Origin of the sequence: Corynebacterium sp. ACRQJ (assembly GCF_022346045.1) — a bacterium.
GTDB lineage: Bacteria > Actinomycetota > Actinomycetes > Mycobacteriales > Mycobacteriaceae > Corynebacterium > Corynebacterium evansiae.
This window is the reverse complement of record NZ_JAKRMT010000009.1, coordinates 1-22,722: the sequence shown is the minus strand read 5'-3', so window position 1 is coordinate 22,722 and position 22,722 is coordinate 1. Positions and strand designations below refer to the sequence as shown.

At 61.3% G+C, this 22,722-nt stretch carries 12 protein-coding genes; 7 read left to right on the top strand and 5 right to left on the bottom strand.

Annotated elements, in window-relative coordinates:
- Window positions 1-28 precede the first annotated feature (28 nt).
- The 5 genes from MHX52_RS06265 to MHX52_RS06245 all read right to left on the bottom strand — a co-directional run bounded on the left by MHX52_RS06265 (window position 29) and on the right by MHX52_RS06245 (window position 13,799).
- Window positions 29-2,086 carry a siderophore-interacting protein gene (locus MHX52_RS06265; RefSeq protein ID WP_239317186.1) on the bottom strand — a complete coding sequence of 686 codons (2,058 nt, stop codon included), beginning with the start codon at window positions 2,084-2,086 and terminating at the stop codon, window positions 29-31.
- A gap of 57 nt (window positions 2,087-2,143) precedes the next feature.
- Window positions 2,144-9,517 (bottom strand): condensation domain-containing protein, encoded by a 7,374-nt coding sequence (locus MHX52_RS06260; RefSeq protein ID WP_239317183.1) that lies wholly within the window; start codon window positions 9,515-9,517, stop codon window positions 2,144-2,146.
- A 127-nt stretch (window positions 9,518-9,644) separates the two neighbouring features.
- Window positions 9,645-10,652 carry an ABC transporter substrate-binding protein gene (locus MHX52_RS06255; protein WP_034984980.1) on the bottom strand — a complete coding sequence of 336 codons (1,008 nt, stop codon included), beginning with the start codon at window positions 10,650-10,652 and terminating at the stop codon, window positions 9,645-9,647.
- Window positions 10,653-10,746: 94 nt separating this feature from the next.
- Window positions 10,747-12,414 (bottom strand): amino acid adenylation domain-containing protein, encoded by a 1,668-nt coding sequence (locus MHX52_RS06250; protein WP_239317179.1) that lies wholly within the window; start codon window positions 12,412-12,414, stop codon window positions 10,747-10,749.
- Entirely contained in the window at window positions 12,411-13,799 is a 1,389-nt protein-coding gene (locus tag MHX52_RS06245) for a SidA/IucD/PvdA family monooxygenase (protein ID WP_239317176.1), read from the bottom strand. The genes MHX52_RS06250 and MHX52_RS06245 overlap by 4 nt, the downstream gene beginning before the upstream one ends.
- Before the next feature lie 201 nt (window positions 13,800-14,000).
- Here MHX52_RS06245 and MHX52_RS06240 point away from each other — a divergent pair, with 201 nt between their 5' ends.
- The 7 genes from MHX52_RS06240 to MHX52_RS06210 are packed head-to-tail and all read left to right on the top strand — an operon-like array spanning window position 14,001 to window position 22,291.
- Window positions 14,001-14,654: a GNAT family N-acetyltransferase gene (locus MHX52_RS06240; protein WP_230580592.1), complete on the top strand. Its 654-nt coding sequence runs from the start codon at window positions 14,001-14,003 to the stop codon at window positions 14,652-14,654.
- Window positions 14,651-15,676: an iron ABC transporter permease gene (locus MHX52_RS06235; protein ID WP_239317174.1), complete on the top strand. Its 1,026-nt coding sequence runs from the start codon at window positions 14,651-14,653 to the stop codon at window positions 15,674-15,676. Before MHX52_RS06240 ends, MHX52_RS06235 begins: the two co-directional genes overlap by 4 nt.
- A complete protein-coding gene (locus MHX52_RS06230; protein ID WP_011274155.1) occupies window positions 15,676-16,779 on the top strand; it encodes an iron chelate uptake ABC transporter family permease subunit in 1,104 nt (367 codons plus the stop codon). The genes MHX52_RS06235 and MHX52_RS06230 overlap by 1 nt, the downstream gene beginning before the upstream one ends.
- Window positions 16,776-17,651 (top strand): ABC transporter ATP-binding protein, encoded by an 876-nt coding sequence (locus MHX52_RS06225; RefSeq protein ID WP_011274156.1) that lies wholly within the window; start codon window positions 16,776-16,778, stop codon window positions 17,649-17,651. Before MHX52_RS06230 ends, MHX52_RS06225 begins: the two co-directional genes overlap by 4 nt.
- A 29-nt stretch (window positions 17,652-17,680) precedes the next feature.
- Window positions 17,681-18,523 (top strand): 2,3-dihydro-2,3-dihydroxybenzoate dehydrogenase, encoded by an 843-nt coding sequence (locus tag MHX52_RS06220; RefSeq protein ID WP_239317172.1) that lies wholly within the window; start codon window positions 17,681-17,683, stop codon window positions 18,521-18,523.
- A gap of 37 nt (window positions 18,524-18,560) precedes the next feature.
- Window positions 18,561-22,067 (top strand): isochorismate synthase, encoded by a 3,507-nt coding sequence (locus MHX52_RS06215; RefSeq protein ID WP_239317170.1) that lies wholly within the window; start codon window positions 18,561-18,563, stop codon window positions 22,065-22,067.
- Window positions 22,067-22,291 carry a phosphopantetheine-binding protein gene (locus MHX52_RS06210; RefSeq protein WP_034984987.1) on the top strand — a complete coding sequence of 75 codons (225 nt, stop codon included), beginning with the start codon at window positions 22,067-22,069 and terminating at the stop codon, window positions 22,289-22,291. Before MHX52_RS06215 ends, MHX52_RS06210 begins: the two co-directional genes overlap by 1 nt.
- Window positions 22,292-22,722 lie beyond the last annotated feature (431 nt).

The following is a 22,722-nucleotide window of genomic DNA, read 5'->3' as shown; positions in this document are numbered from 1 at the left end:
GTCCTGAGGTTCGCCCGACCACCGGCAGTTACCTACCTCCCCTCCCCACCTCGAACAGCTGGGCACTCCACCCCACCGCCTGCTGCGAACGCACTACCGCACCCACGGCAGCCAGGTGCTTCGCAATCACACGGGCCGTGGGCAGCTGCGATCCATACAGAACGAGGCGTGATAAATCTTCCTCGTAGTCATGATCCTCGGCCCCGCTTTCCTGCAACACTGGGGTCACCAGGAACAGCTGCGCCCCAAAACGTAGTACGGCAGCTACCAGCTGTTGCAGCTCTATAGCTGGCCAACGCCGCCACGGATCAACCAGCACCACAGCATCTACCTGCTCACACAAAGTAGCCACTGTGCCAGCCCAATCCGCCCGGCGCACATCCTCACCGCTACGCCCAACCGTTGGAGCGTGCAGTGCACTATAGCGAGCACGATCCCGGCGGCGTGGAGCAATATCGCGCAGCATAACCTCCTCTGCGCTGGCCCCAGGCTCCGTCATCGCTGCAGTTGTTGCGCCTACTGAAATCCTTGCGTCATCTTCTGCCTCCGAAAACGACCCCAACACCACGGCGTTGGCCTGCGGTATCTTACGTAGAATCTCATCCGCATACACCGCCGCGGCCGGACCTCCCACCGCGCACCGAAGCGAGCCAGCATCCTGTCGCGCTAGTAGCTTGCTGCTCAGAATCTCCGCTGCGGCCGGGGCCGACCACTGAGCGCTGGAGGCCGCCTGTTCGTGTTCCTCCACGGCCAGTTGTGGCTGGGTTTGCACAATGTAGTCCCAGCGGTGCTCGCCCGTATCAGCCGGATTCTGCAGTGCCTGCCCTAGCTGGCCAAGTGCTGCGGTCTTGGCGGCTGCCGGCCCGGCAATCCAATCCCTTACTGGAGAATCCGGGTTTGCTAACTCGCTGCCCAGCGCAGTGAGGCCGATTCGAACCGCCCGTTGGTCCGCCACATCCTCCGCTGAGCTATCCAGTGCTGCATCCGCCGACAAAGTCACTAACCCCACTGCCTCCAAGTAACGCGCAATCCGGAGAGCCAGCTCCTGCTGCAGGCCAGTTGCTGCGGCCAGTTGATCCACTCGATCCGCGCCCTCATCAATCAGGCCAAAAATCCCCAACCCTACGGCTTGGCGCACCAGAATCGCCGACCCCATCTCGGTGAGTTCATGCAGCTCAATCACCGCATTACGGTGGCTCGTCACAGCCCCTGTCTCCGCCCCCTCACTGTCGCCCTGCGTAGCCGTCGCCCCTGCTTCCGATTGTGCCGGTGCCATTGCGCGCCAGTACCCCGTAATCTCCACGTTTTCCCGCGGAATCCCCAGAGCTCGAACCCAGCGTCGGATCGCCTTCAATCGCCCGGCCTCTCCCGCAGCCCATACATAGGGCATCGCGGCGGGCTCGGCCGCCCACTCTGGGTGTTCTCCGTACAACTCGGTAGCTTTCGCCACGAAGTCCCCGCCCTCGTCTCGCACCTGCCAGTGAATGTCCACCTGTGCTTCGAACTCCAGTCGCTGGACATGTGCCCGCGTGGCTACCTCAATAATCGCCACTGCCCTATACCCGGCGGGCAAAGTCTCTATACAGCGGGAAATCGCCGGCAGTGCCGTCTCGTCGCCCGCCATCAGCAACCACGGAGTGTGAGTGGGCAGCGCTGCGCACGATTTCGGCCCCGCGATATACAGGGAATCCCCCGGTCGAGCTCGTGCAGACCAGTCCTCGGCCAAGCCTTGGCCATGCCGCGCGAAGTCTACGACGAGGCGCCCCCGGGAGGCGTCGAAGGAACGGACGGTATACGTCCGAAACAGATCTTTGACCTCTTCTTGCCATAGCACCGTCGCGTCCTCCCGTGTGATGGGGTGAGGGCGCTCCCCGGTGGCCGGGTCGGGGAAGATGATACGGATATCGTCGTCGAAACCATCACTGATTAGTGGTGGTGCCTCTACTCCGAATGCACTGTGGGCGCGTAACTGTTCGCCCGTCAGAGTAATACGACGCATCCCTGGTGTGATGTCCTCGATGTCAGCAACCTGCAGTTCGCGGATCGTAATGGGGTAGATTTCCCTGTCTCGGCTATTCCTCGCCATGGTCATTCCTTTCTCGTTTCTGGGTTGGCGGTGTGCGGTGAGTCGGTGTGTAGCGGGTCAGTGCGCAGGGTCGGCATGCGGTGGGGCGGCATGCGCAGGGTCGATGTCTGTCGCCTCGGGTGCTGGCCGGTCAGCCGAACTCTTGTTCAGCAGCCGCGGTGCCCATTGCTGGAAAACGTTCTTCCAGCCATCGGCTTTCACCAGCTGCGCGTGCGTAAGTTCAAGCTCGCTCACCCGCACCGGATACGCCCCCGGACGGCGCCTCCACGCAGCAGCCGGATCCCACTGCCCGTGTGCCACATCACTGTTGTTTTGCGTTGCCACCACTAGCTCGACCCGGCCTTCGTAGCTGGTGGGTGCTGCTGTGTGCAGCATCTGCATGCAGAAACGGATGTTGCTTTCTATGTCGACGCCCACAGTGCCCAATTCGTGTGACATCCCATCGGCACGCGCAATTGCCCGAACGTCGTAGTCACCAAAGGCTGTCCTGCCATCGGGCGTGCCCGGCGGCCAGGAATGCGTACCGGAGCTGGGGCTGCTGCCGCTGGGGTAGGCGTCAAGAATTCCTAAGAACCGCACCTCATAGCCCCGGCGCTGCAACGCGGCAGCGATGTTTTCAGCCACCACGCCACCGAAGGAGTAGCCCACCAACGTGAAGGGTCCTTCTTGTTGCTCGGCCAGGATCTGTTCGGTGTAGAGCTCCGCTAGCTCGGCCAGTGTTTCCACCTGGGGTAGCGGGGACGGTAGTTCGATCAGGCGGGCGTCGAACTCAGTGTCCGCCAGAAGGCTGGCCAGCGGGGCGAAGGCCAAGCCATGTCCGCCGATCGGATGGAGGCACCACACCGGGCGGCGTTGCGGATGCTCGGCAGTCTGTAAGCGCTGGGATTGCTGCGGCTTCGGCGGCTGCTTAGCCTTCATAGCTCCACCAGTGCCCTGCCCCAGCCGTTCCGCGATGGCTGCCGGAGTACCAGCATCCACAATGTGCTGGATCTTCAACTGCATGCCCTGCTTGCGCAGCACACCCATCAAACGCATGGCCAGCAGGGAGTCACCACCGGAGGTGAAGAAGTTCTCTTCGGGGCCGATCGGGTTGCCTAGCAAGCTCTCCATGGCGGCCTGCACCTGGGCGCATACGGGGTTGTCCTCAGAAAGCTCCCGGTTACCGGTATTGCACGTATCCGCTTCCTCTACTTCGCTGTGCCCATCTACTTCTATTTGCCCGTCCGCTGGCTCCTCAAACTCGCCGCGCTCCGGAAGCAACTCCACCAACCGGAGATCCCTACCGGTGGCGGCGTCGCACAGTGCATTGAGGAATGTGCCGAACCACCTCGCGGCGGCGTCAGGAAGAATGCGTTCCACCACATCCGGACGGTGCACCAGCGTAATTTCCAAAACGTCCCCGGGCGGGCACACGACAGTCAGCGGGTAATGCGTGCGACCGCTGGTGCGCAGCCCCTGGATGCGCAGGCACGACTCGGAGGTCTCCACTGTGTGTGGACCGCTCGGTGCACCGAAGTGTGCGTGATGGTCGTACACCACCGCGGTGTCGAACAACGGTGCACTTCCCACCAGGGTCTCGATCTCCTGTAGCGGCGTGGTCTGGTTCTCGCTGATCAGCGCCATGGTATCTGCCACCTGTCGCACGGTATGGCGCAGCGTGTGCCCCGGTTCGAGTTGTACGTGCAACGGGAGTGTGGTGATGAACATGCCCACCGCACTAGCCATTCGCGGCTGCTCCGCGGACCGGCCGGAAAGAGTCACCCCCGTAGTCACTCGGCGCCCACCATGCAGCGCAGCCAGCGTGAGCAACCACGCGGTTTGTACCAGCACACTGGGTGTGGTCCCTAGGCTCGCCGCGGCCGTTGTCACCCGCCCGTCTGTGTCGCGGTGCAGTACGTGCGGCACCTCTGGGGCTTCTGTTGTGCTCTTTTTACTTGACGCCACCGGCCGCAAGCCCGCAATCACACCTCCGTGCTCGCCTGTGCGACTGGCCTCATGGGGCTGATCGGTGCCGGTGAAAATCTGTTGCCAGGCGCGGTGTTCCCGCTCCAGTTGTTCGACGCTGCGTTGGCACAGGCTTCGAGCAAATTCCGCGAAGGAGGGCGCGGGGTCCAGATCCTCGCCGCTTAGCAGTCGCTGCAAATCCTGCAGCATCACGGCGGTGGACCAGCCATCGGTGAGGATGTGATGGCTGCCCAGCACAAGTGTGGCAGGGCGGTTGGTTTCTAGTCGGTTACTCTCTGGCAACAGCACCAGGTCTGCGGTGACTAGCGGGCCGGATTCCAGGTCCACGGCGCGGTGGCCGCGCAACTCCCGCAGATGTTCCACGAACGCATGAGCTGCAGCCGGTGAGAAGTCTCTGCAGTCGTGGATTGTCCAGGGCAGATCGAGCCGCTCCGGAATCAGCATCAGCGGAAGGTCGCTGCAATCGAACACGGCGCGCAGTGCTGCGTGGCGGCGCAGAATTGCCCGCATCGACTGGTGGATAAGCTCTGGGGAAGCCACACCAGTAAGGTCCACGGCGGCGGCAATGACGTAGCGGTCGGTTCCGGCCAATCCGTGGAACAGCAGCCCCTGCTGGGAGGCAGTAGCCGGGACAATGTCTTCCAGGGGACCGTGGGCGGCTTCCAGGGAGCGCAGATGAGCAACGCTGAGGGTCGGTGTGGGCTGGTTGGTTGAGCTGTGGCCTAGCCGAGGGTTCGTCGGCTGTGTATCGAATGCCCGGTAGTCGCTAGGCAGTGCTTGGCGCAGTACCAACCGATCCGCGACCAGCAGGTCCCGCGCCGCACGCTGTAGCTGTTCGTGCAGTTTCTCCAGCACGGTCGGGGATGCATCCCTGAGTGCTGCCAGGTCCGCCACGTATTCCACGTCTGCGCCGTCCGAGGTGAGGAAGACATTTATCGTCAGAGCCTCCGTCATCCGCCGGTCGTCGGATTCCAACACGCCGAAGCTCTCCTCCGGCTGTGCATCCAGAACATTAATCACCACACGACGGTTTGGAGGGCACGAAGCTGGATCCCACGGCTGAGCCTGCGACTCGGCCACGCGCCCAGCGCGAACCCACGCTGCCATAAACCTCGGAGAATTGGCGGATGAATGAACGGAGGCACCGTCAGCCCTCACAGAGAAAGCCCAACGCTCCTCCGTAGTGAACCAACCGATCAGCTCCATGCAATCCACCGCGCTACCGGTGCTGCCATAGTCACCAGAACGAGTGGCACCGGTGCCGCCATCGCGGCCGTGCCCTTCCACCACCAGCTGAAGCTCGGTCAAACCTACGGCCTGTAGCGCTTGCGCTAACAATGACACCACCACGACCTGTCGGTCTGTTCGAAAACGCTGCGCCAGCTCGGAACTCATCGCCGCAGCGTCCGGCATCGCAATATGTCGCCACATCATCGTGGCCTGCCCCCGTGGGCATAGCAGTTTCTCCGGCAACTCCGGCAAGACCGACAGCTCCGCCGATCCCGGTGGCACGTTCTGCACGGCCTGGTGCTCCACGGCACGCTGCATCCCGTGGGCGCGCAGGAGGCCGGTGAGTGCGGGAAGCTTCACGTTGGCGTCAATTAATACAGCATTCCACTCGCGCTGCAGGTTCGGCCAGGACAGCGCGTCGATTGCCAGATGGTGCACCATCACCAGCGCGCCTTCCGCACACAGCCCCACCTGCCACATCACTCCTCTATCGGGGGCTATGCGGGCGGCCAGCTGTTCCACCGGATCTGGGCCGTCCGGCGCAAGCTCCACCACAATCTCCGTGGCACTGGCCAGTGGCACACGCGAGATCAGCTGCACTACGTTGTCCCAGTCCAGCAACATCCGCAGGCTCGCGTGCCGGCGCTGAAGCACCTCCACCGCGCGCAGTACATCGGCTTGGCCACACCCGGGTGGCACATCTAGCCACCGGTACATCACGTGGCGACGCATCGCTTGCACGGTGGGAGCAGCTGCAATCTGCGTGCGCGCCACCGGACTCCACGGCAATACACCCCAATCCAGCCATTGGTCGTCCCCATTATTGGAGCCCTCATTACTCTTATCGCCCAGGTCTTCACCAGAACTAAGGAAGGTCGGGCGCGCAGCCTGCGAAACCTGGGGAGCCTGCGGATTCTGCGGAGGACGGAAGTCTAATGGGATCTGCGCTAACGCAATGCCGCCCATTAGGTCCTTCGGCTGCAACAGCAGCCCCTGCTGACGTGCGCGAGAGGCCACATGAAGAGCAGCAATACTCTCCCCTCCCAAACTGATGAAGTCCTGATCAGGATCAGTCTGCTGCGGCGGTAGATGGAGAACATCACACACCGTGCGATGCAGCAGGAGGTGGGCAGGGTCGAGCGGCGCAAGCGGGTCGTTTTTACCGCTTGTAGTTGCGTTACCTGCGCTAGAGACCTCCACGGGTTCGGTCGCCTCGGGAGCTGCGGTATCCTCCTTCGCACCAGCGGTCGGCGGCTGCAGTCCGTATCCGGCGATGGCCTCCCGGTCGATCTTGCCGGAGGTGGTGGTGGGCAGCGCTCGCACTGGATGGATGCGCCGGGGGATCGCCGCGGCGGGTAAAGCAGCTTGCAACTGGTGCCGGATAGCGGTCAGATCTGAAGCGTCCATGGGCCAATCCCCTACCACCGCAGCAACCAACACAGTGGCCTGCCCACTGCGATTCAGTGGTGCCACGGCGCAGTGCCGCACGCCGTTCACGCTGGCTAGTACAGCTTCCACTTCGGCCAGCTCCACGCGCTGCCCATTGATCTCGACTTGCTCATCGGCACGCCCCAGAAACTGGTAGCCCCGCCCAGGAATCCATCGTGCCCGATCCCCGGTGCGGTAAATGCGCTCCGGAGCCCGACGCGGGTCGATGCGAACGTCCTCCTTGAACGCCGCATCGGTGGCCTCCGGAAGGCCACGGTAGCCGAGTGCCAGCTGTGGACCGGCTAGAACCAGTTCGCCTACTTCTTGGTCTCCTACCAGCTGCAGGGCGTTATCCACCAGGTAGGCACGCATACCGGCAACGGGCCGCCCCAGGTGTGCCACGCCCGGCTCCACTCGGGCCAAAAGGGCATCTACAGTGCTTTCGGTGGGGCCATAGGCATTGACGACCTCCAGGCCGGTGGCCGCCAGGTGATCCCACAGCTCAGCGGGCAGCTCTTCGCCACCCAAAACCACTAACTGCAGGCTCGGTACTTTCTCCAATAACTGCGCGGCCAACAACGCCTTCATCATGGAGGGAGTCGTATCCACCACATTGATCTGCTGTGTAGCGAAGTGTTCCACCAGCTTGTCTGCATCCCCAGTGGCCTGTTCTGGGTAGAGGTGCACGTCGTGGCCCGCCAGCAGCCACAGCAACTGGTCGAATGCTGCATCGAAACTGAAAGACGCCGTATGCGCCACCACCGCGTGCGGCCTGTCGTACAATCCGCTGCGGTGTTGGGCAAACAGAGAGCTAATGGCACGGCGGGGAACCTCCACGCCCTTGGGCTTGCCGGTGGATCCAGAAGTATAGATCAGGTAGGCCAATTGCTCCGGGTCTGGACAGGCTGCCGATTCCGCGGACCGTTCTACGACGTTCTCCTCCGAGGTGGTACTGCCCAAGGCTAGGGCGTAGCGGATGGCCGCCGCATCCACACTAGCTACCGGTTCAGCGTTCGCATGGATTTGCTCACGGCGCTGGGCAGGACTGGTGGGATCGATATAGACGAAGGGCACACCCGCGGCGAAAGCGGCTAGCACAGCAAGGGCCAATTCGCGCCCCCGCTCCATCTCGAGAGCGAGCACTGGTCGCGCCCTATCTTGCTCGGTGACTTGTTCCGCCTGGCGCCACCTGTCGCTTCCCAGAACCTCACGGCGAAAGTAACTAGCCAGGCGATGTACTGCAGCGTGGAGATCCTTGCTGTTCAGCACTGCAGCGCCCAGTATCTCTCGATCCAACATCTCAGTTCCGGGCTCGGTATCCCAGCCATCGGCAGTGTGAACCACCAGATGTGCCTGTGTGTGGTTTCGCAGCGTGGACAAAGCGGTGCTCAGAGCGTCCTGCGATCGGCTATTTTCGGCCACTTCGACACCTTGGGCGCGCCGCTGCTCTAACATTTCCACGCGCCGTCTCTGGCTATGCAGTGGCAGCTCCCCGATCTTTCGGGATGTGTCTTCAAGCGCCTGACACGTGAACTCCCGCAGTGCCTCCAACCGAGCCCGCGCATGCTCGGCACTCACGCGGGCCGGATCCGTCTCAAAAGCCATGTCCAGTCCGCCATCCTCGGCCGGGGTGAGCACCAATCCCAAATCCTCCGGCGGCCCACCCGCCACATTGCGCAACCGCCCCGGAACCCCCGCGAAATCCGCCCGGGTGGTGAAGGCCTTAGCATTCACTCCCACTCCGTGTAGCACGTCAGCCACCCGGGAGTCCCCCGTGATCTGCGGTAGGCTCTCTCCACGCAGTCGCTGGTGGGCCAGTAGACCATGCAGCGACTCCACCGCATGGTGTAGATACTCCTGCACCGTTTGTTGATTGTCGACGTTGACTCGCAGTGGCAGCACATTGACGGCCATTGCAGGCGTGCGGAGCTCTCGCGTATGCGAGCGTGCCATCACGGGCACAGCCAGGAATTGTTCGCTGGTCGAGCGTGGAGCCAACAGACGGTGAACAAACGCCCCGTACAGTGCGATCATGAGCTCTACCCACGTAATCTGCTCATCAGTAGCGGCTTTCGTGGCCTTCTCCATGATCTCCGGCCCCAGGCGCATGGTGGTGGTGATTGTGGTTTGCCCTGTGCCTTCTGCCTTTGTGGCCGTATTCATCGTGGCGCGCTCAGCAACTTCCGGAAGCTGTGCGAGTACGGACGTCCAATACTGTTTATCCCGGGTATGCTCCGCGGATTCGCGGTACTCCTGATCCAGCGCCACCAGTTCGGACAGCGAAGCTGCCCGGAATGGACGAGCCTGCTTTCCTGCCACGCGAGCGGTATAAATCTGACTAAGGCGACGCGTGAGCAGGGAAGCCGAGAAGCCATCGACAATAAGGTGATGATAAAGCTGGACAACCCAGGTCTCGGTGACGTCGAGAAGAATAATGACATAACGACACAACGGTTGATCCACCATGGTGCGCATCGTCTCGGCACATTCGGCGCGTAGCGCATCTACCCAGGCTTCCGCGCTGCGCTGGGGATCCGCGGCGTGCCGCACGTCGATCACGCGGTCGACCCCGGGGCCTTCCTGTACCACGGATTGTTGCGGGGTAAGGCCATCCGTCGTGACGCGCACGCGCAATGTCTCAGCTTCCTGTTGCAGCTGTGCGATGGAGTGCTGCAGAGTTTCCAGCTCGATGTGCCCTGGCCCCAGGTGCAGTACCTCACCAACCACGTAGTAGGGCGATTCGGGGTTGAGTTTTTGGGCGTTCCAGACACCGTATTGAGCGCTCGTTAACGGCAGCGTAGAAGACAAGTCAAGTTCCTTGTGAGTCGGCGGGCGGCAGCGGGGAGGCGAGTGAGAGAACAAGAAAGGGCATAAGAAAACACCCCACGCTGCCACACCGGGCGACACATTCGCGAGGGGTGCTGGAGAAAAGAGACTAAGAGATCTCTTTCAAGGTAGGCTTGACCTGCTCCAATACCCATGCACGGGACAGGGCGGTCGGCGTGTTCAGGCCAGCAACCACAGCCTCGTTACCCGCCAGGGTGGCGCCGGACTTGACCTGCGGCAGGTCTGAGTAGCCCGGGATCTTCTCCACCTCCGCGATGTCACCGGTGCGGTTATAGATCACCATGAAGTCCGCAGCCAGGGCGGAGACGTTTTCTGGCGACAGAGTCACGCGCCCCTGCTGTACCTCGATTGAGCCGTCGGTCAGAGATTCCGGGAACTTCATACCCAGGTCGTAGATAAAGGAGGCTCCTGGATCCTTCGGGTCGGCCACAGCTCCAAAGGATCCCTGAGCGAACTGGGAGACCACACCGGTCTTACCCTCGATATTCGGCAGCTCGGACTTCGCATCGGAGAAGACTTTCTCATCCTGGTCGATGACTTCTTGAGCTTTATCTTCCTTGTTGAAGATCTTGCCGAGCTCCTTCAACTGCGACTTCCAGCTGATCCCCTCACCCTCGGTGCCAATACCACCCAGAGTGGGCGCGATCTCGGAGAGCTGTGTGTAGTTATCCTCGGAGATCGTCCAGTAGTCCCCGACGATGAAATCCGGAGCAGCGGCGGCGATCTCTTCCTTCGGCAGAGTCTTGAAATCGGTCTGCTTGATAATCTCCACGCCATCCAACTTGCCGTCGCGCCACGGGGCATTCATGTCCTTAGCAGACACCACCACGGCGGAGGGCTTGATGCCCATAGCCAGCAGGTTGTCGATGGCTGGACCAATGGCAACGACGCGCTCGGGGTTTACGGGGTATGTGTCTTCCCCCCAGGCGTGCTTGATGTTGACTTCGGAGGCATTATCGCCGGAATTCGCTGCGGAGTTTGCGCCTGAGGAAGTATTTTCCGCCTTGTCATCTGCATCGGAGCTGCAGGCTCCCAACACCAGGGTAGTGGAGAGCACGGCGATGCTGAGCGCACGGACAACGTTTGAGTTCTTCATTCTGAATGGGTTTCCATTTCACTAAACGAACAAGATAAGGTAAGGCTACCATCACCAAGGGTAGGCTAACAAGGGCAATCTGAGACTTTTTAACTTAATTTGGATCGGGGAGGGCACGACGATCCAGCTTCCCATTACTACTCAGCGGCAATGCCTGCAGAGCCACTACACGGCTGGGAACCATGTACTCCGGTACTGATTCGCGCAGCACAGCAGCCACCTCCGTAGGCGGTAGTACCACTGCTTCCTGATCCCACACCACATAGCCCACCAGCACTGGTGAATCCTCGCCAACGACACGACTGGCCGCCTGCCGCACACCAGGAACCCGTCGCAGCGCCGCATCTACCTCTCCCAACTCCACTCGGTTGCCCCGGATCTTCACCTGGTCACCCACCCGACCTACGAATTCCAGCAACCCCACCTGGTTCCATCGTGCTAGATCTCCGGTGCAGTACATTCGGCCGCCATCAACCTGTGGGTACCAACTGGGCACAAAAGATTGTGCCGTTAGCTCCGGGCGGCGCCAATAGCCAGTAGCCACCTGCACCCCGGCAATGCAGAGCTCACCCACCTGGCCAGGATCGGTAACCTCTTTCCCATCCTCAGCGCGCAGATAACAGCTCACATTGTCTTGAGGCAGACCCAACAGCGACGGTTGCCGACCATCCCCCGCGCTGGATCCCGCCAGCTCAGCCAGCAATTCCTCGGTATATTCAACCCACAGCACATCCATCGCGGCCTCCGTGGGCCCATAAAGTCCATGCACCCGGCAACCGATCTGTCGCAGGCACCGTTCTGCCAGCGCACTGGGCACAGCCTCGCCACCTAGCAGCAGATGCTTGAGCCCAGCCAACCTTTCCAGAGGCTCACCCATGTCGTCCATGACATCCAACAGCGTGCCGAGCATACTCGGCACCATCGACAGCACACTGACCTGGTAATCCACCAGCAAATCCAAAAAGCCATCGATATCCCCCATCCACCACTGTGAATCGGGCATCACCACCGTTCCACCATTAGCCAGGGGGTTCAGGATCTCCGCGATACCCACATCAAACACCGCCGGCGCCTTCTGCAGCACACGAAGTTCCTCGCCAGGCCCCACGATCCGGGCGCTCCATTCCAAATGGCAGGCTACGCCACGGTGAGTATTCACCACCGCCTTCGGCCGCCCGGTCGAACCTGAGGTGAACGTGATGTAACAGGGATCCTCCGGGCAAATGTCCGTGTTCACCTCCAACAGCGCACCGCTCACCTGCAGCGAGCCACCCGATCCATCTATATTTTCGCGGTCACACTTTGCGCCACCAATCCACACTTCAGCGGCGCAAGCTTCGGCGACGACTCGGCGCAGCTCCTGTTCCGCAGACTGCTCCACACCGAGCAACATCACCAGCTCCGGCTGAAGATCTTCCAGCTGCCAACGCAAACGCTCTGTTGGAGAATCCACCTCCAATGGACAATAGACTGCGCCCGAGTGAAGAATCCCTGCCACCATTACCGGTAGCCGAGTATCCCGGCGCGCCAGTACCGCGATCCGGTCCCCTCTACCCAGCCCGCGGCTGCTAATACTGCCGGCCACTCGCCTGGCACCTCTAGCCAGTTCTGGCCAAGTAATGGCCCCAGCAGGCCCCGTAACCGCTAGCCGTGGGCTATCTACCCCACACTCCTGGACTGCCGCACAAATCATCGCATCCACCGTGGCATAGCGCTGCTTCACTCGGCGGCCATGAGGCCGCGGTGCTGGAAATGCACTCATGAACGCACCTCCGCCCGAACCCCAGCCTGCACATCGGCGGCATTATCGCCCAGGCCGTCCCCTACACCGAGCCCAGCTACTACCCGATCGGAAAGCTCGCCCAGGCAGCTCAGGTTCGCAAACCCCGGCCCCTGGCGCATACCTGCCAGTGCCGGAACAAACAGGTGCGGAACCAATCCCTCCACTGCCAGATCTGCCCCAATACTGGCCTCCCAGGCCGGAACGGAGCTCAGCGCTGCATCGGACTGGTTGCCTAGTGCGCGCTCCAGGAGGAGGCGCACCTGTGGCGTCATCACATCACAGAACCACAAGGGCCTACCACCGCGAGCGTCAATGACGAGATCGCACAGCTCGGTGTAGGAGCCACACACTTCATCATCAATATGCACCCGCAGTCGAAAATCAGCGTCCGGCGAGCTCGCCAGCTCCACACGGCGGACAACGCCACGGCGATGCGCCACGCGATCATCGGAATCTAACACCTGCTGCACCCGCACAGAAAGCACCCCACGGTCGGTTCTGCGGATGAAGTCTCTACGCGCTGCTTCGCTGAGTGTCACCCATTTGCGCGGATCTGTATACAACTCGTTTTCGAATTGACTCTCCCCACGACTGAACATCGTGGCCAGGGGCGATACGGCCAGAGCTTCCTCAATATTGAGGTGAATTAGCTGGTCCAACACGGAAGCTGCAGATTCCCCAGTACCGATCACCACAACACGAGGGACCTCGGGGAGGCTTCCACGCGCCTTGAGATCCCAAAATTCTGCCACAGAGAACACACCCGGAACATCCGAAATTTTGCCGTCGCTACGGCCAGGGCCGGTAACGAGCACACTATCGGCCTCCAGAGTGAACTCGGCGCCACGTGTGTCCTCGGCAGTGAGGCGCCACCGGCAGGGCTGGGAGGCAGTGCCGGTGGCCGTGCCCGTAGGGCTAGTGGCACTACTTTCAGTGGTCACGTCGAGTAGCCGCACCGTTGCTGGAACCACCCGCATTCCCATCTTTTGCGCCGCCCACTCCAGGTAGCTAGCCCACAGGTAGTGCGGTGGGTTGGGGTGGCCACGGTCGATCCAAGAGGCATAACGATCCGACTCCGTAAGGAAGCGCACCCAGCTAAGCCCCAGCATGCTCCGGTCCACGGCCTCGTTGAGCTCGCCCGCGATGCGCGTGCGGTAGGGAAATCCCAGATCTTTATCGGGCGAGGTTCCCAGCAACTGCCGCCCGTCCGTCCACCCACCGCAAGGCTTCCAATTACCGCCAATGCCGTGCGGATCCAGCACGGTTACTTCCGGGGTTGGAACGCCCAGGCTGCGCAGAGCGTGGAGTTTCGCCTGAACGGCTAGCGCTTTTGGCCCCGCTCCGATGATCGCCAATGATTTCAACTTACCATTCCCTTACCAAGTGAAGGCTTACCTTACACATAGACGGTAGTATGCTTACCCATGATTGACAATGACCCCCAGCAACAGCCTGAGTCACTGCTCACAGGAAGCTCCCAACCCCGCCCGGAGGAAATACTGGCCCGGTTGCGCCACGACATCCCGACAGCGGATTTCCTCCCTTCCCCGCCACCGTTACCGCAGATGAACCCTCCCTTTTCCCTACGCCCTGCGGACCCAGATCCCGAATCTTCCGATGCCGATCTGGTGGCCGAGTGGATGTCCCGCCCTCACTTGCGCGAGACGTGGGAACAACCCTGGCCAGCCGAACGCTGGCGCCAGGACTGGGTCGCAAAAACTCACACCACCTACGCTCGCGCCGCAATACTGTCCTATTCGATACCCCGCTCCCCCCACATCCGGGCTGCAAAGGAAGCCACGAGGGGCGATGCCTCCGCAGCTCCTACACCGTCTGACGAGAATGACGCCACAACCCCGGTGGGGTACGTGGAAATCTATCGCCCACACCGGGACGAGATTGGCAGCAGCTATCTCTCTCAACCCCACGACCTGGGAGCCCATATCGCAATCGGCAAGCCAGAACTGACTGGCCATGGGATCTTCTCTTCTTTTCTGAGCAAGCTGGCCGCAGCACTGCTAGAGCAAGACCCGCAGTGCCAGCTGGTGCTTGGCGAGCCGGACTATCGCAACACCCGCACGCACCGGGCGCTGGCCAAGGCCAGTTTCCAAGATTTCGGCGAGCGACAGCAGCGGGCAGACCGGCGCGTACGGTTGTTCGGCTTAACACGGCCTAGCGCAGGGCGTGAGCCGCAACAGCGATTGGAGGCCACGCCATGAGTGTGCGCACCAGCCGCCTACTGGGTCTGGGGGTACTACTCCTACTGGTCGTCAGTGGCACGATCTGCAGTTTCCTGTACGGCGCCCGTTCCATCCCCGCAGAGGACGTGTGGGCTGCACTTCGGGATCTCCCGGCTACCAGTAGCTCCCCGGAGGAGGTTCCAATCAACCAACGCGTGGTCGCCGAGCTGCGCCTGCCACGCACCATATTGGCCATTATCGTGGGCGCGGCACTAGGCGTAGCCGGCGCCCTAATCCAGGGACATACCCGCAATCCCCTGGCGGATCCGGGGATACTGGGAATCAGTTCCGGCGCGGCACTGAGCGTGGTGGCCAGCTACGCCCTGTTGGGCATCAGCGCGCCTTGGGCGACTGCGGTGGTTGCCTTCCTTGGTGCAATCGCAGCGACGGCGCTGGTCTTCGGCCTAGCTTCCGCGGGCAGAGCCACGGTAAATCCCCTGACCCTCGTGCTGGGCGGAGCCGCGCTGTCGGCAGTGCTAAGTGCCATCACGAGCGCCTTCGTTCTCACAAGTGAAAACAACCTGGATAGGATGCGCTTCTGGACCGTCGGTTCCCTAGCGGGCCGGGATATGAACATCGCGCTCAGCGTCTTGCCGTTTGTGGTTCTGGGGTTGATCCTGGCCTTTGCCACGGGCCCGCAGCTGAACATCCTAAATCTGGGCGACGACGTGGCTGCTGGCTTAGGTATCAACACTGCGGCCGCGCGACTAGGGGGCATGGGCATCATCGCACTGCTGGCAGGTGCAGCCACTGCCGCTGCAGGACCGCTGGGCTTCATCGGCCTGGTGGTACCCCATATCGTCCGAGCCCTCACCGGCCCGGATTACAAGTGGATTCTGCCGTACTCCGCGCTAGCCGGTGCAGCACTACTTCTTTACGCGGACGTGGTGGGGCGCCTCATCGCCCGGCCCGGCGAGCTCCAGGTGGGCATTGTGCTGGCGTTCGTGGGTGCACCGTTCTTCATCGTCTTGATTTACCGAAAGAAGGTGGCGACGCTCTGATGGGGCTCAACAAGACTTCGCGCAATAGGCTCACCGCTACCGAGCGGGTTCCAGGCCGTCCGGCATTCAGGGTCGGGCCAATCTCCTTCGTTTGGCGCCCACGAGTGCTGCTTGTATGCCTCATTGCCGCGGCCCTTATCGTTTTCTTGGGAGCATTTTCCATTGGACTAGGTGATTTCCCCATCTCCGTTTCCCGAGTGCTGGAGGTTGTCTTCCGCGGGGATGGAAACCGCGTGGAAAGGCTAGTGGTCCTGGACTGGCGCATGCCCCGTGTGGCAACCGCCATCGCGGTCGGCAGTGCTTTGGGGCTTTCTGGCGCGCTAACTCAGACAGTCACCCGCAACGCACTGGCCAGCCCGGATATCCTTGGTATCACCACGGGCGCCTCAGCCATGGCCGTGACGGTCATCGTCCTCGGCGGTGGCAGCGGATTTCTCAGCTGGCTGTCCGGAATCGGAATCCCTCTGGCCGCACTACTAGGGGCGATACTCAGCGCTACAGCGATCTGGGCACTGGCGTGGCGGCGCCAGGCGGATTCCTACCGACTAGTGCTCTTTGGCATCATCATCACCGCGCTGCTCAGTTCCTACATCAATTTCCTTATGATCCGCTCGGAGCTACGGAATGCTACCCAAGCGCAGTTCTGGCTCACAGGCTCCTTGGCCACAGCGGGCTGGAATACCACCATCCCGATGGTGATTCTGGTGATCGCGTGCTGTCCCCTACTGGCCTGGATCGGCTACCAGGCGCTGGCCACCACTTTGGGACCCGATCTGGCTCGGGCACTCGGCCAGCGAGTCAACGGTGTACAGGTCGCGATGCTGGCGCTGGCCGTGGCCCTAGCTGCGGTAGCAGTCTCCGCCGCCGGCCCCATCGGCTTCGTCGCCTTCGTAGCACCCCAGGTGGCCCTTCGAATGTGCGGCGTACCCACCCCACCGCTTGCGGCTTCGGCGCTCACCGGTGCAGTACTGCTGCTGGGGGCGGACATCGTCACCCAAGCGATTCTGCCGGTGGAACTTCCGGTGGGCATTGTGACCTCCGCCCTAGGTGGCATCTTCCTCATCTATCTGCTCGTTCAACGCACTAGGAGCACAGACGCATGACCTCTTCCACACCCCAGCCAAATACAGCACAGCACAACACGGCACTACCAAATACAGCACAGCCAAGCGACACCAGCGGCGTAGTTGCGTCCTCGATCACGGTGGGCTACGGCGAGCGCACCATCATCCGCGACCTTAGTGCCACGTTCCCGGCGGGCAAGATTACTACCATCGTGGGGCCCAACGGCTGCGGTAAGTCCACATTGCTGCGTGCCATGTCCGGCCTACTTGACCTCAATACGGGAACCGTTCGTGTGAATAACCAGGACATCACGGCCATGAAACGCAAGGAGGTCGCCCGACTATTGGGCGTACTTCCCCAATCGCCCGTGGCCCCAGAGGGCCTGCTGGTCTCCGATCTGGTGGCTCGCGGGCGGCACCCACACCAGGCGTGGTTCCGGCAATGGTCTTCCACGGACGAAGGGGCGGTACTCGAGGCCCTGGAGCAAACAGATTCCAAGGATCTTGCTAACCGCACGCTGGATGAACTCTCTGGCGGCCAGCGCCAGCGCGTGTGGATTTCCATGGTGTTGACGCAGAACACCGACATCCTTTTCCTCGACGAGCCGACCACCTACTTAGACCTGGCGACTTCCGTGGACATCTTGGAACTGGTTGAGGACCTGTGCCAACGGCTTGGCCGCACCGTGGTTATGGTGCTGCACGATCTAAATCTTGCGGTGCGTTATTCCGATTATCTAGTGGTCATGAATGAAGGCCAGGTGATGGCCTCCGGTTCGCCTTCGGAGATCATTACTGCAGAGCTACTGCAGCGGGCTTTCGACCTGCGAGCACGGGTGATCGAAGATCCGGAGACTGGTGACCCGCTCATCATCCCTCTCAAGAAATCCAAAAATAACACCCTTGATTAGCCTAACCTAAGTCGATTACAGTGTCCGCTATGGATTTCAACATTCCTCCGCACCTAGCCACACGGCAGCCAACCGAGTCGCCGCCGGAGCAAGCGCAACTACAACAAACGGTGATCGTGACAGGTGCTGCTGGAGGCATCGGCCGCGAGTGTGTGCGCCTGCTACGACAGAACGATCACACCGTGATCGGCTGGGATCTACCGGAAGTAGACATCACCTCTTCAAACCCGACTGACCCACGCAGCGTGGAAAGCCACCTGTCGAAAGCACTGGCAGCTCACGGGCACATTGATGCACTCATCCACTGCGCGGGAACCTTAATCCCAGATAGCGCACTGACGGGCCCCACGGCAGTTGACACAGTTGACACAGTCTCGGGTATCGGTGCGGACCCCGACGAGACCGGAGCCTGGGAAAACAACTTCGCTGTCAACGTCACCGGCTTAGCCCGCACATGCTCCGCAATCGCCCAGCACATGGTGGATCGCGGCACTGGAGCAATTGTGGCAGTGACTTCCAATGCAGCAGCACAGCCCCGGGCACGCATGGCCTCCTATGGAGCTTCCAAAGCGGCAGCGACTGCCTGGTTGAAAACTCTGGCGCTAGAGTGCGCCCCACACGGGGTGCGCTGCAACAGCGTATCCCCTGGTTCCACAGACACCGCGATGCTACGCACCAGCTGGCACGGCGAGGATCGAGCCGCGCAGACCCTTGCCGGTGTACCGGAGGACTACCGGTTAGGCATCCCCTTACAACGCATCGCGCAGCCAGAAGATATCGCGGCAGCATGCCTCTTTCTTATCTCCCCTGCAGCCTGCCACATCACCATGCACGACCTCCGTGTTGATGGTGGCGCCACCCTAGATGCCTAGCCTCTGTACCCCACCAGCCCAACGAAAGGTTATCTCTATGGCGATTCCACCCATTTCGCCCTATCCCATCCCCACTCCATCCACCACACTGCCCGCCGATTGTCCGGCGAGATCCTGGGCCCTGGAGCCCGCACGCGCAGCACTGCTGGTGCACGACATGCAGAAGTACTTCCTAGCTGCCTATGACTGGAACAAAGAACCGCTACACTCGGCGCTCGCCAACATCGCGCGCCTCATCACCACGGCGGATCAGCTGGGTATTCCTGTGTTCTATTCCGCCCAGCCGCCGCAACAGCACCCCACCCGACGAGGGCTCTTAAGCGATATGTGGGGACAAGGTTTACAAACAGCCGAGGAAGCGTCGATCATCAAAGAGTTGGCGCCAGGCAAGCATCACCAGATACTCACGAAGTGGCGCTATTCCGCATTCGAGCGCACGGACCTTTACCAGTCGCTGGCTTTCGCTCGGCGGGATCAGCTAATTATCACCGGGGTATATGGCCACATGGGCTGCAAGGTCACCGCGGTGGATGCGTTTATGAAGGACATTCAGCCGTTTGTGATCACGGACGGAATTGCGGATTTCACGGCACAGGACCACCAGGAAACGATTGATTGGGTAGCCAAGCGCTGTGGAAGAAGCCTGGATACGGCCAGCGCGCTGAAACAGCTGGAGGTGCACGATGGTCCGCCCAGTGGGGAGGCTAGTGGCCCACCCAGCTTTGTCATGAGCGACAGCGACCAGACTCTGACAACCTGCGGCGTCAAAACTCGTTATGGCACGGTAGAGCAAGCCGCCGCAGCACTTCGTAGGGCGGCGGAGGCAGGACGGGAAGACGTCGTGGTGGGAGCGCTGCCCTTCGATCCAGACACAGCACCGGTATTGCTGGCCCCCGAGGGCTTTCAGTGGCACGCGGGAGCTCCGCGTTGGAAGACGGCTCCATTGGTTCCCGACGTGGTGGACATCTCACAACGCCCCAGCCTGCAAGAGCATGGCCGGCGGGTTAGCCGTGCCGTGGAGGCGATTGGGCGTGGCGAGTTTCAAAAGGTGGTGCTTTCCCGCGAGGAGGAGTACACGCTGGCTAGCCCTGTGGAGCCGGAAGCCCTGCTACGAGGGTTCATGGAAACCTCCGCCACGGGGCACGGGCACCTGGTAGCTACGACTAACGGCCCCGAAGAAGCTTTCTTCGTGGGATCTAGCCCGGAGCTACTGATCCGCAAGGAAGGCGCGCGGATTGTTTCCCACCCGCTGGCCGGAACTATCGCTCGATCGGAGGACCCGGTGACGGACTGGGCGCGGGCAATTGAGCTCACGCTCTCCCACAAAGACATCGCCGAGCACCGCTTCGTGACCACGGCCATCCGGAAGGTTCTTGAACCCCTGTGTACTCAGCTACACGTTCCGGAATTACCCACGCTGACCGCCACGTCGCACACCTGGCACCTAGGAACCCATATCGAAGGCACGTTGCGGAACCCTGATACCTCCGTTCTGGAGTTGGCTGCGTTGCTACACCCCACTCCGGCAGTCAATGGAGCACCGTCCGCTGCTGCGTTGGACTTTTTGCGCCAGCAGGAGCCGGAGCGGGGTCTGTACGGCGGCGCCATCGGATACGCAGATTCCCACGGCGATGGCGAGTGGCGGGTAGCTATCCGAAGTGCCACGGTTCAAGGCTCCCAAGTGTCTGCCCGAGCCGGCGGCGGAATCGTTGCCGAATCCCAGCCAGACCAGGAGATCGAGGAAACCAACTTCAAACTCGGTCCGGTGCGTGCGCTGTTGGGACTGGCCGCAAAGGGAGATACAGAAGGCACCGCACAGCCCCCGTCAGCACACATAGCGCCCAATCCCGAGCCCCACCTCAGCCCGCTTAACGGAAGCCACGGCCCAGAGGTACTGGCCAACCACATGCCCCGTACCCTCGCGCAGGAATACCACCGCCAGGGAATATGGACCCACCACACCCACTGGGATGTCTTCCAGCAAACGGTTGCCACCTTTCCCAATCGACCCGCCACGACGGACGGCCACCGCAGCCTGTCCTGGCACGAACTAGACAACAGCGTCGAGACCGCCGCCCACTACCTTCACCAAGCCGGAGTACGCCGGGGCGATGGCTGCATCCTGCAGCTTCCCAATAGTGTGGTGTTCCTCGAAACTCTCTTGGCATTATGGAAGCTCGGCGCCATTCCCATCTTCGCCTTGCCTGACCTCGGCTCCACGGAGGTGCGCCACTTCGCCAGCCACGCGCCAGCACGCTTCTACATCAGCACGTCACGCCCCGATCGGCACCTTGCGGGCGTCCACGCCACGCTACAAGAGCCGCTGGACGATGGCCGCACTGTTCGAGCGATCCTCATCGACGAGACCGCCGAATCTCCCTGGGCTACCGAATCAACGGGGCACTCGGAGGCTGCAAACGAAGAGTCACCCGCCCCTCCAACCGCCGATGTAGAAGCAGACGAGCTTGCGTTCCTGCAACTCTCCGGTGGCACGACCGGCCTACCGAAGCTAATCCCGCGAACCCATGCGGATTATCTCTATTCGATCCGTTGTGCGTTGCAAGCCTGTGACTTGGAGACGGAATCTTGCCTGCTCGTCGCTTTGCCCGCGGCGCATAACTTCACTCTCAGCTCGCCGGGAATTCTGGGTGCGCTGCTGCGCGGAGCGCACATCGTTTTCGCCAAATCACCGATGCCCAGCGATCTGCTGCCTGCCATTGACCGCCACGGTGCGACTCACCTCGCCCTGGTACCTCCGGCGGTACTGGGCATTCTCCACGCACCGGCCCGCGATCGCCACGACCTACGCACTCTGCGCACGCTATGGGTGGGTGGGGCGAAGCTATCTGCCGAGGTGGCCCGCCGCATCCGGCCGGAACTCGACTGTCAACTGCAACAGGTTTTCGGCATGGCTGAGGGACTCGTAAACTTCACACCGTTAAACGCCTCGACCGAGGAAATAATCAATACACAGGGTCGCCCCATGAGCAGCCACGATGAGATTTGCATTGTTGATGACGCCACGCTCCCCCTCCCCGAAGGCCACCCCGGACACCTACTCACCCGCGGGCCGTACACGATCCGGGGCTATCACCGTGCTGAAGAGATCAACTCTAGGGCATTCACCGAAGATGGCTTTTACATTACTGGCGACATCGTCACCGTCGACGATAGTGCTCTGACGGTTGTCGGCCGGGCAAAGGATCAGATCAACCGCGGTGGGGAAAAGGTGGCTCCGGAAGCAGTCGAAAACGCGTTGCTCAGCCATCCGGATATCCACGATGTTTCGGTGGTTGGCACTCCGGACGACAATCTGGGCGAAGCCATCACGGCCTATGTGATCCTGAGGGATGGGGTGGATGATCTAACGCCACTTGCTGTCCGGAAGCATGCTCGGGCTGCCGGTATCGCGCGGTTCGCAGTACCGGACCACGTGCACATAGTGGAGGAGTTCCCCACCACCGGGGTGGGCAAAGTGAATAAACGAATCCAACAGAACAACGCAGATAGCACGGCCGAACGGAAGATTGAGGTAGCGAACTAATGGAACCAATCACTGAAGACCAGTTGCGCGGATGTGTAGCCGAGACGATGAAGATGGAGCCAGCAGAGATCGAGGTTTCCGAGGAACTCTATGACCAGGGTATGAACTCTCTGCAGCTAGTTACGGTTCTCACTTGGCTGCAGGAGAAAGGCTACGATGTGAGCTTCGCCGACTTAGCGGAGGATACTCGGCTGACGGCCTGGATCGAACTGCTGGATAGTTAAGCTAGATGTGGGTCTAGGCGGGCAACAGGCTGACACCCGAACAGATGCAGGTGGGTGTGGCATGACTCGGTCACGTGTACACGCGGACGCACCGTGAGGGTCTCCACTCGCCATGGTCCACCCTCCAAACCTCACCCGTGCCTCCACGCTCAACGTTGCACTTTCCACGGGTCATCCGGGACAAATGTCCTAAACGCCCCGAAGTTAGACCCCCACGCCGGCAGTTACCTACCTCCGCTACACCCCAACAGCATTTGTCCCCTGCGAGGGCGTTAGCAAGAAACGAAAAAGACCCCCTACCACAGCAAAGTGAACTGCTCCCCATTAGTTGGACTGAGAAATCAGTTACCGACTAGTGGGGAGTAGTTTTCATTGAGAGCACGAAGTTCGCTGAGTGAGCATCAGCGTGAGCAGCTGGTGGAGTGTTTCGA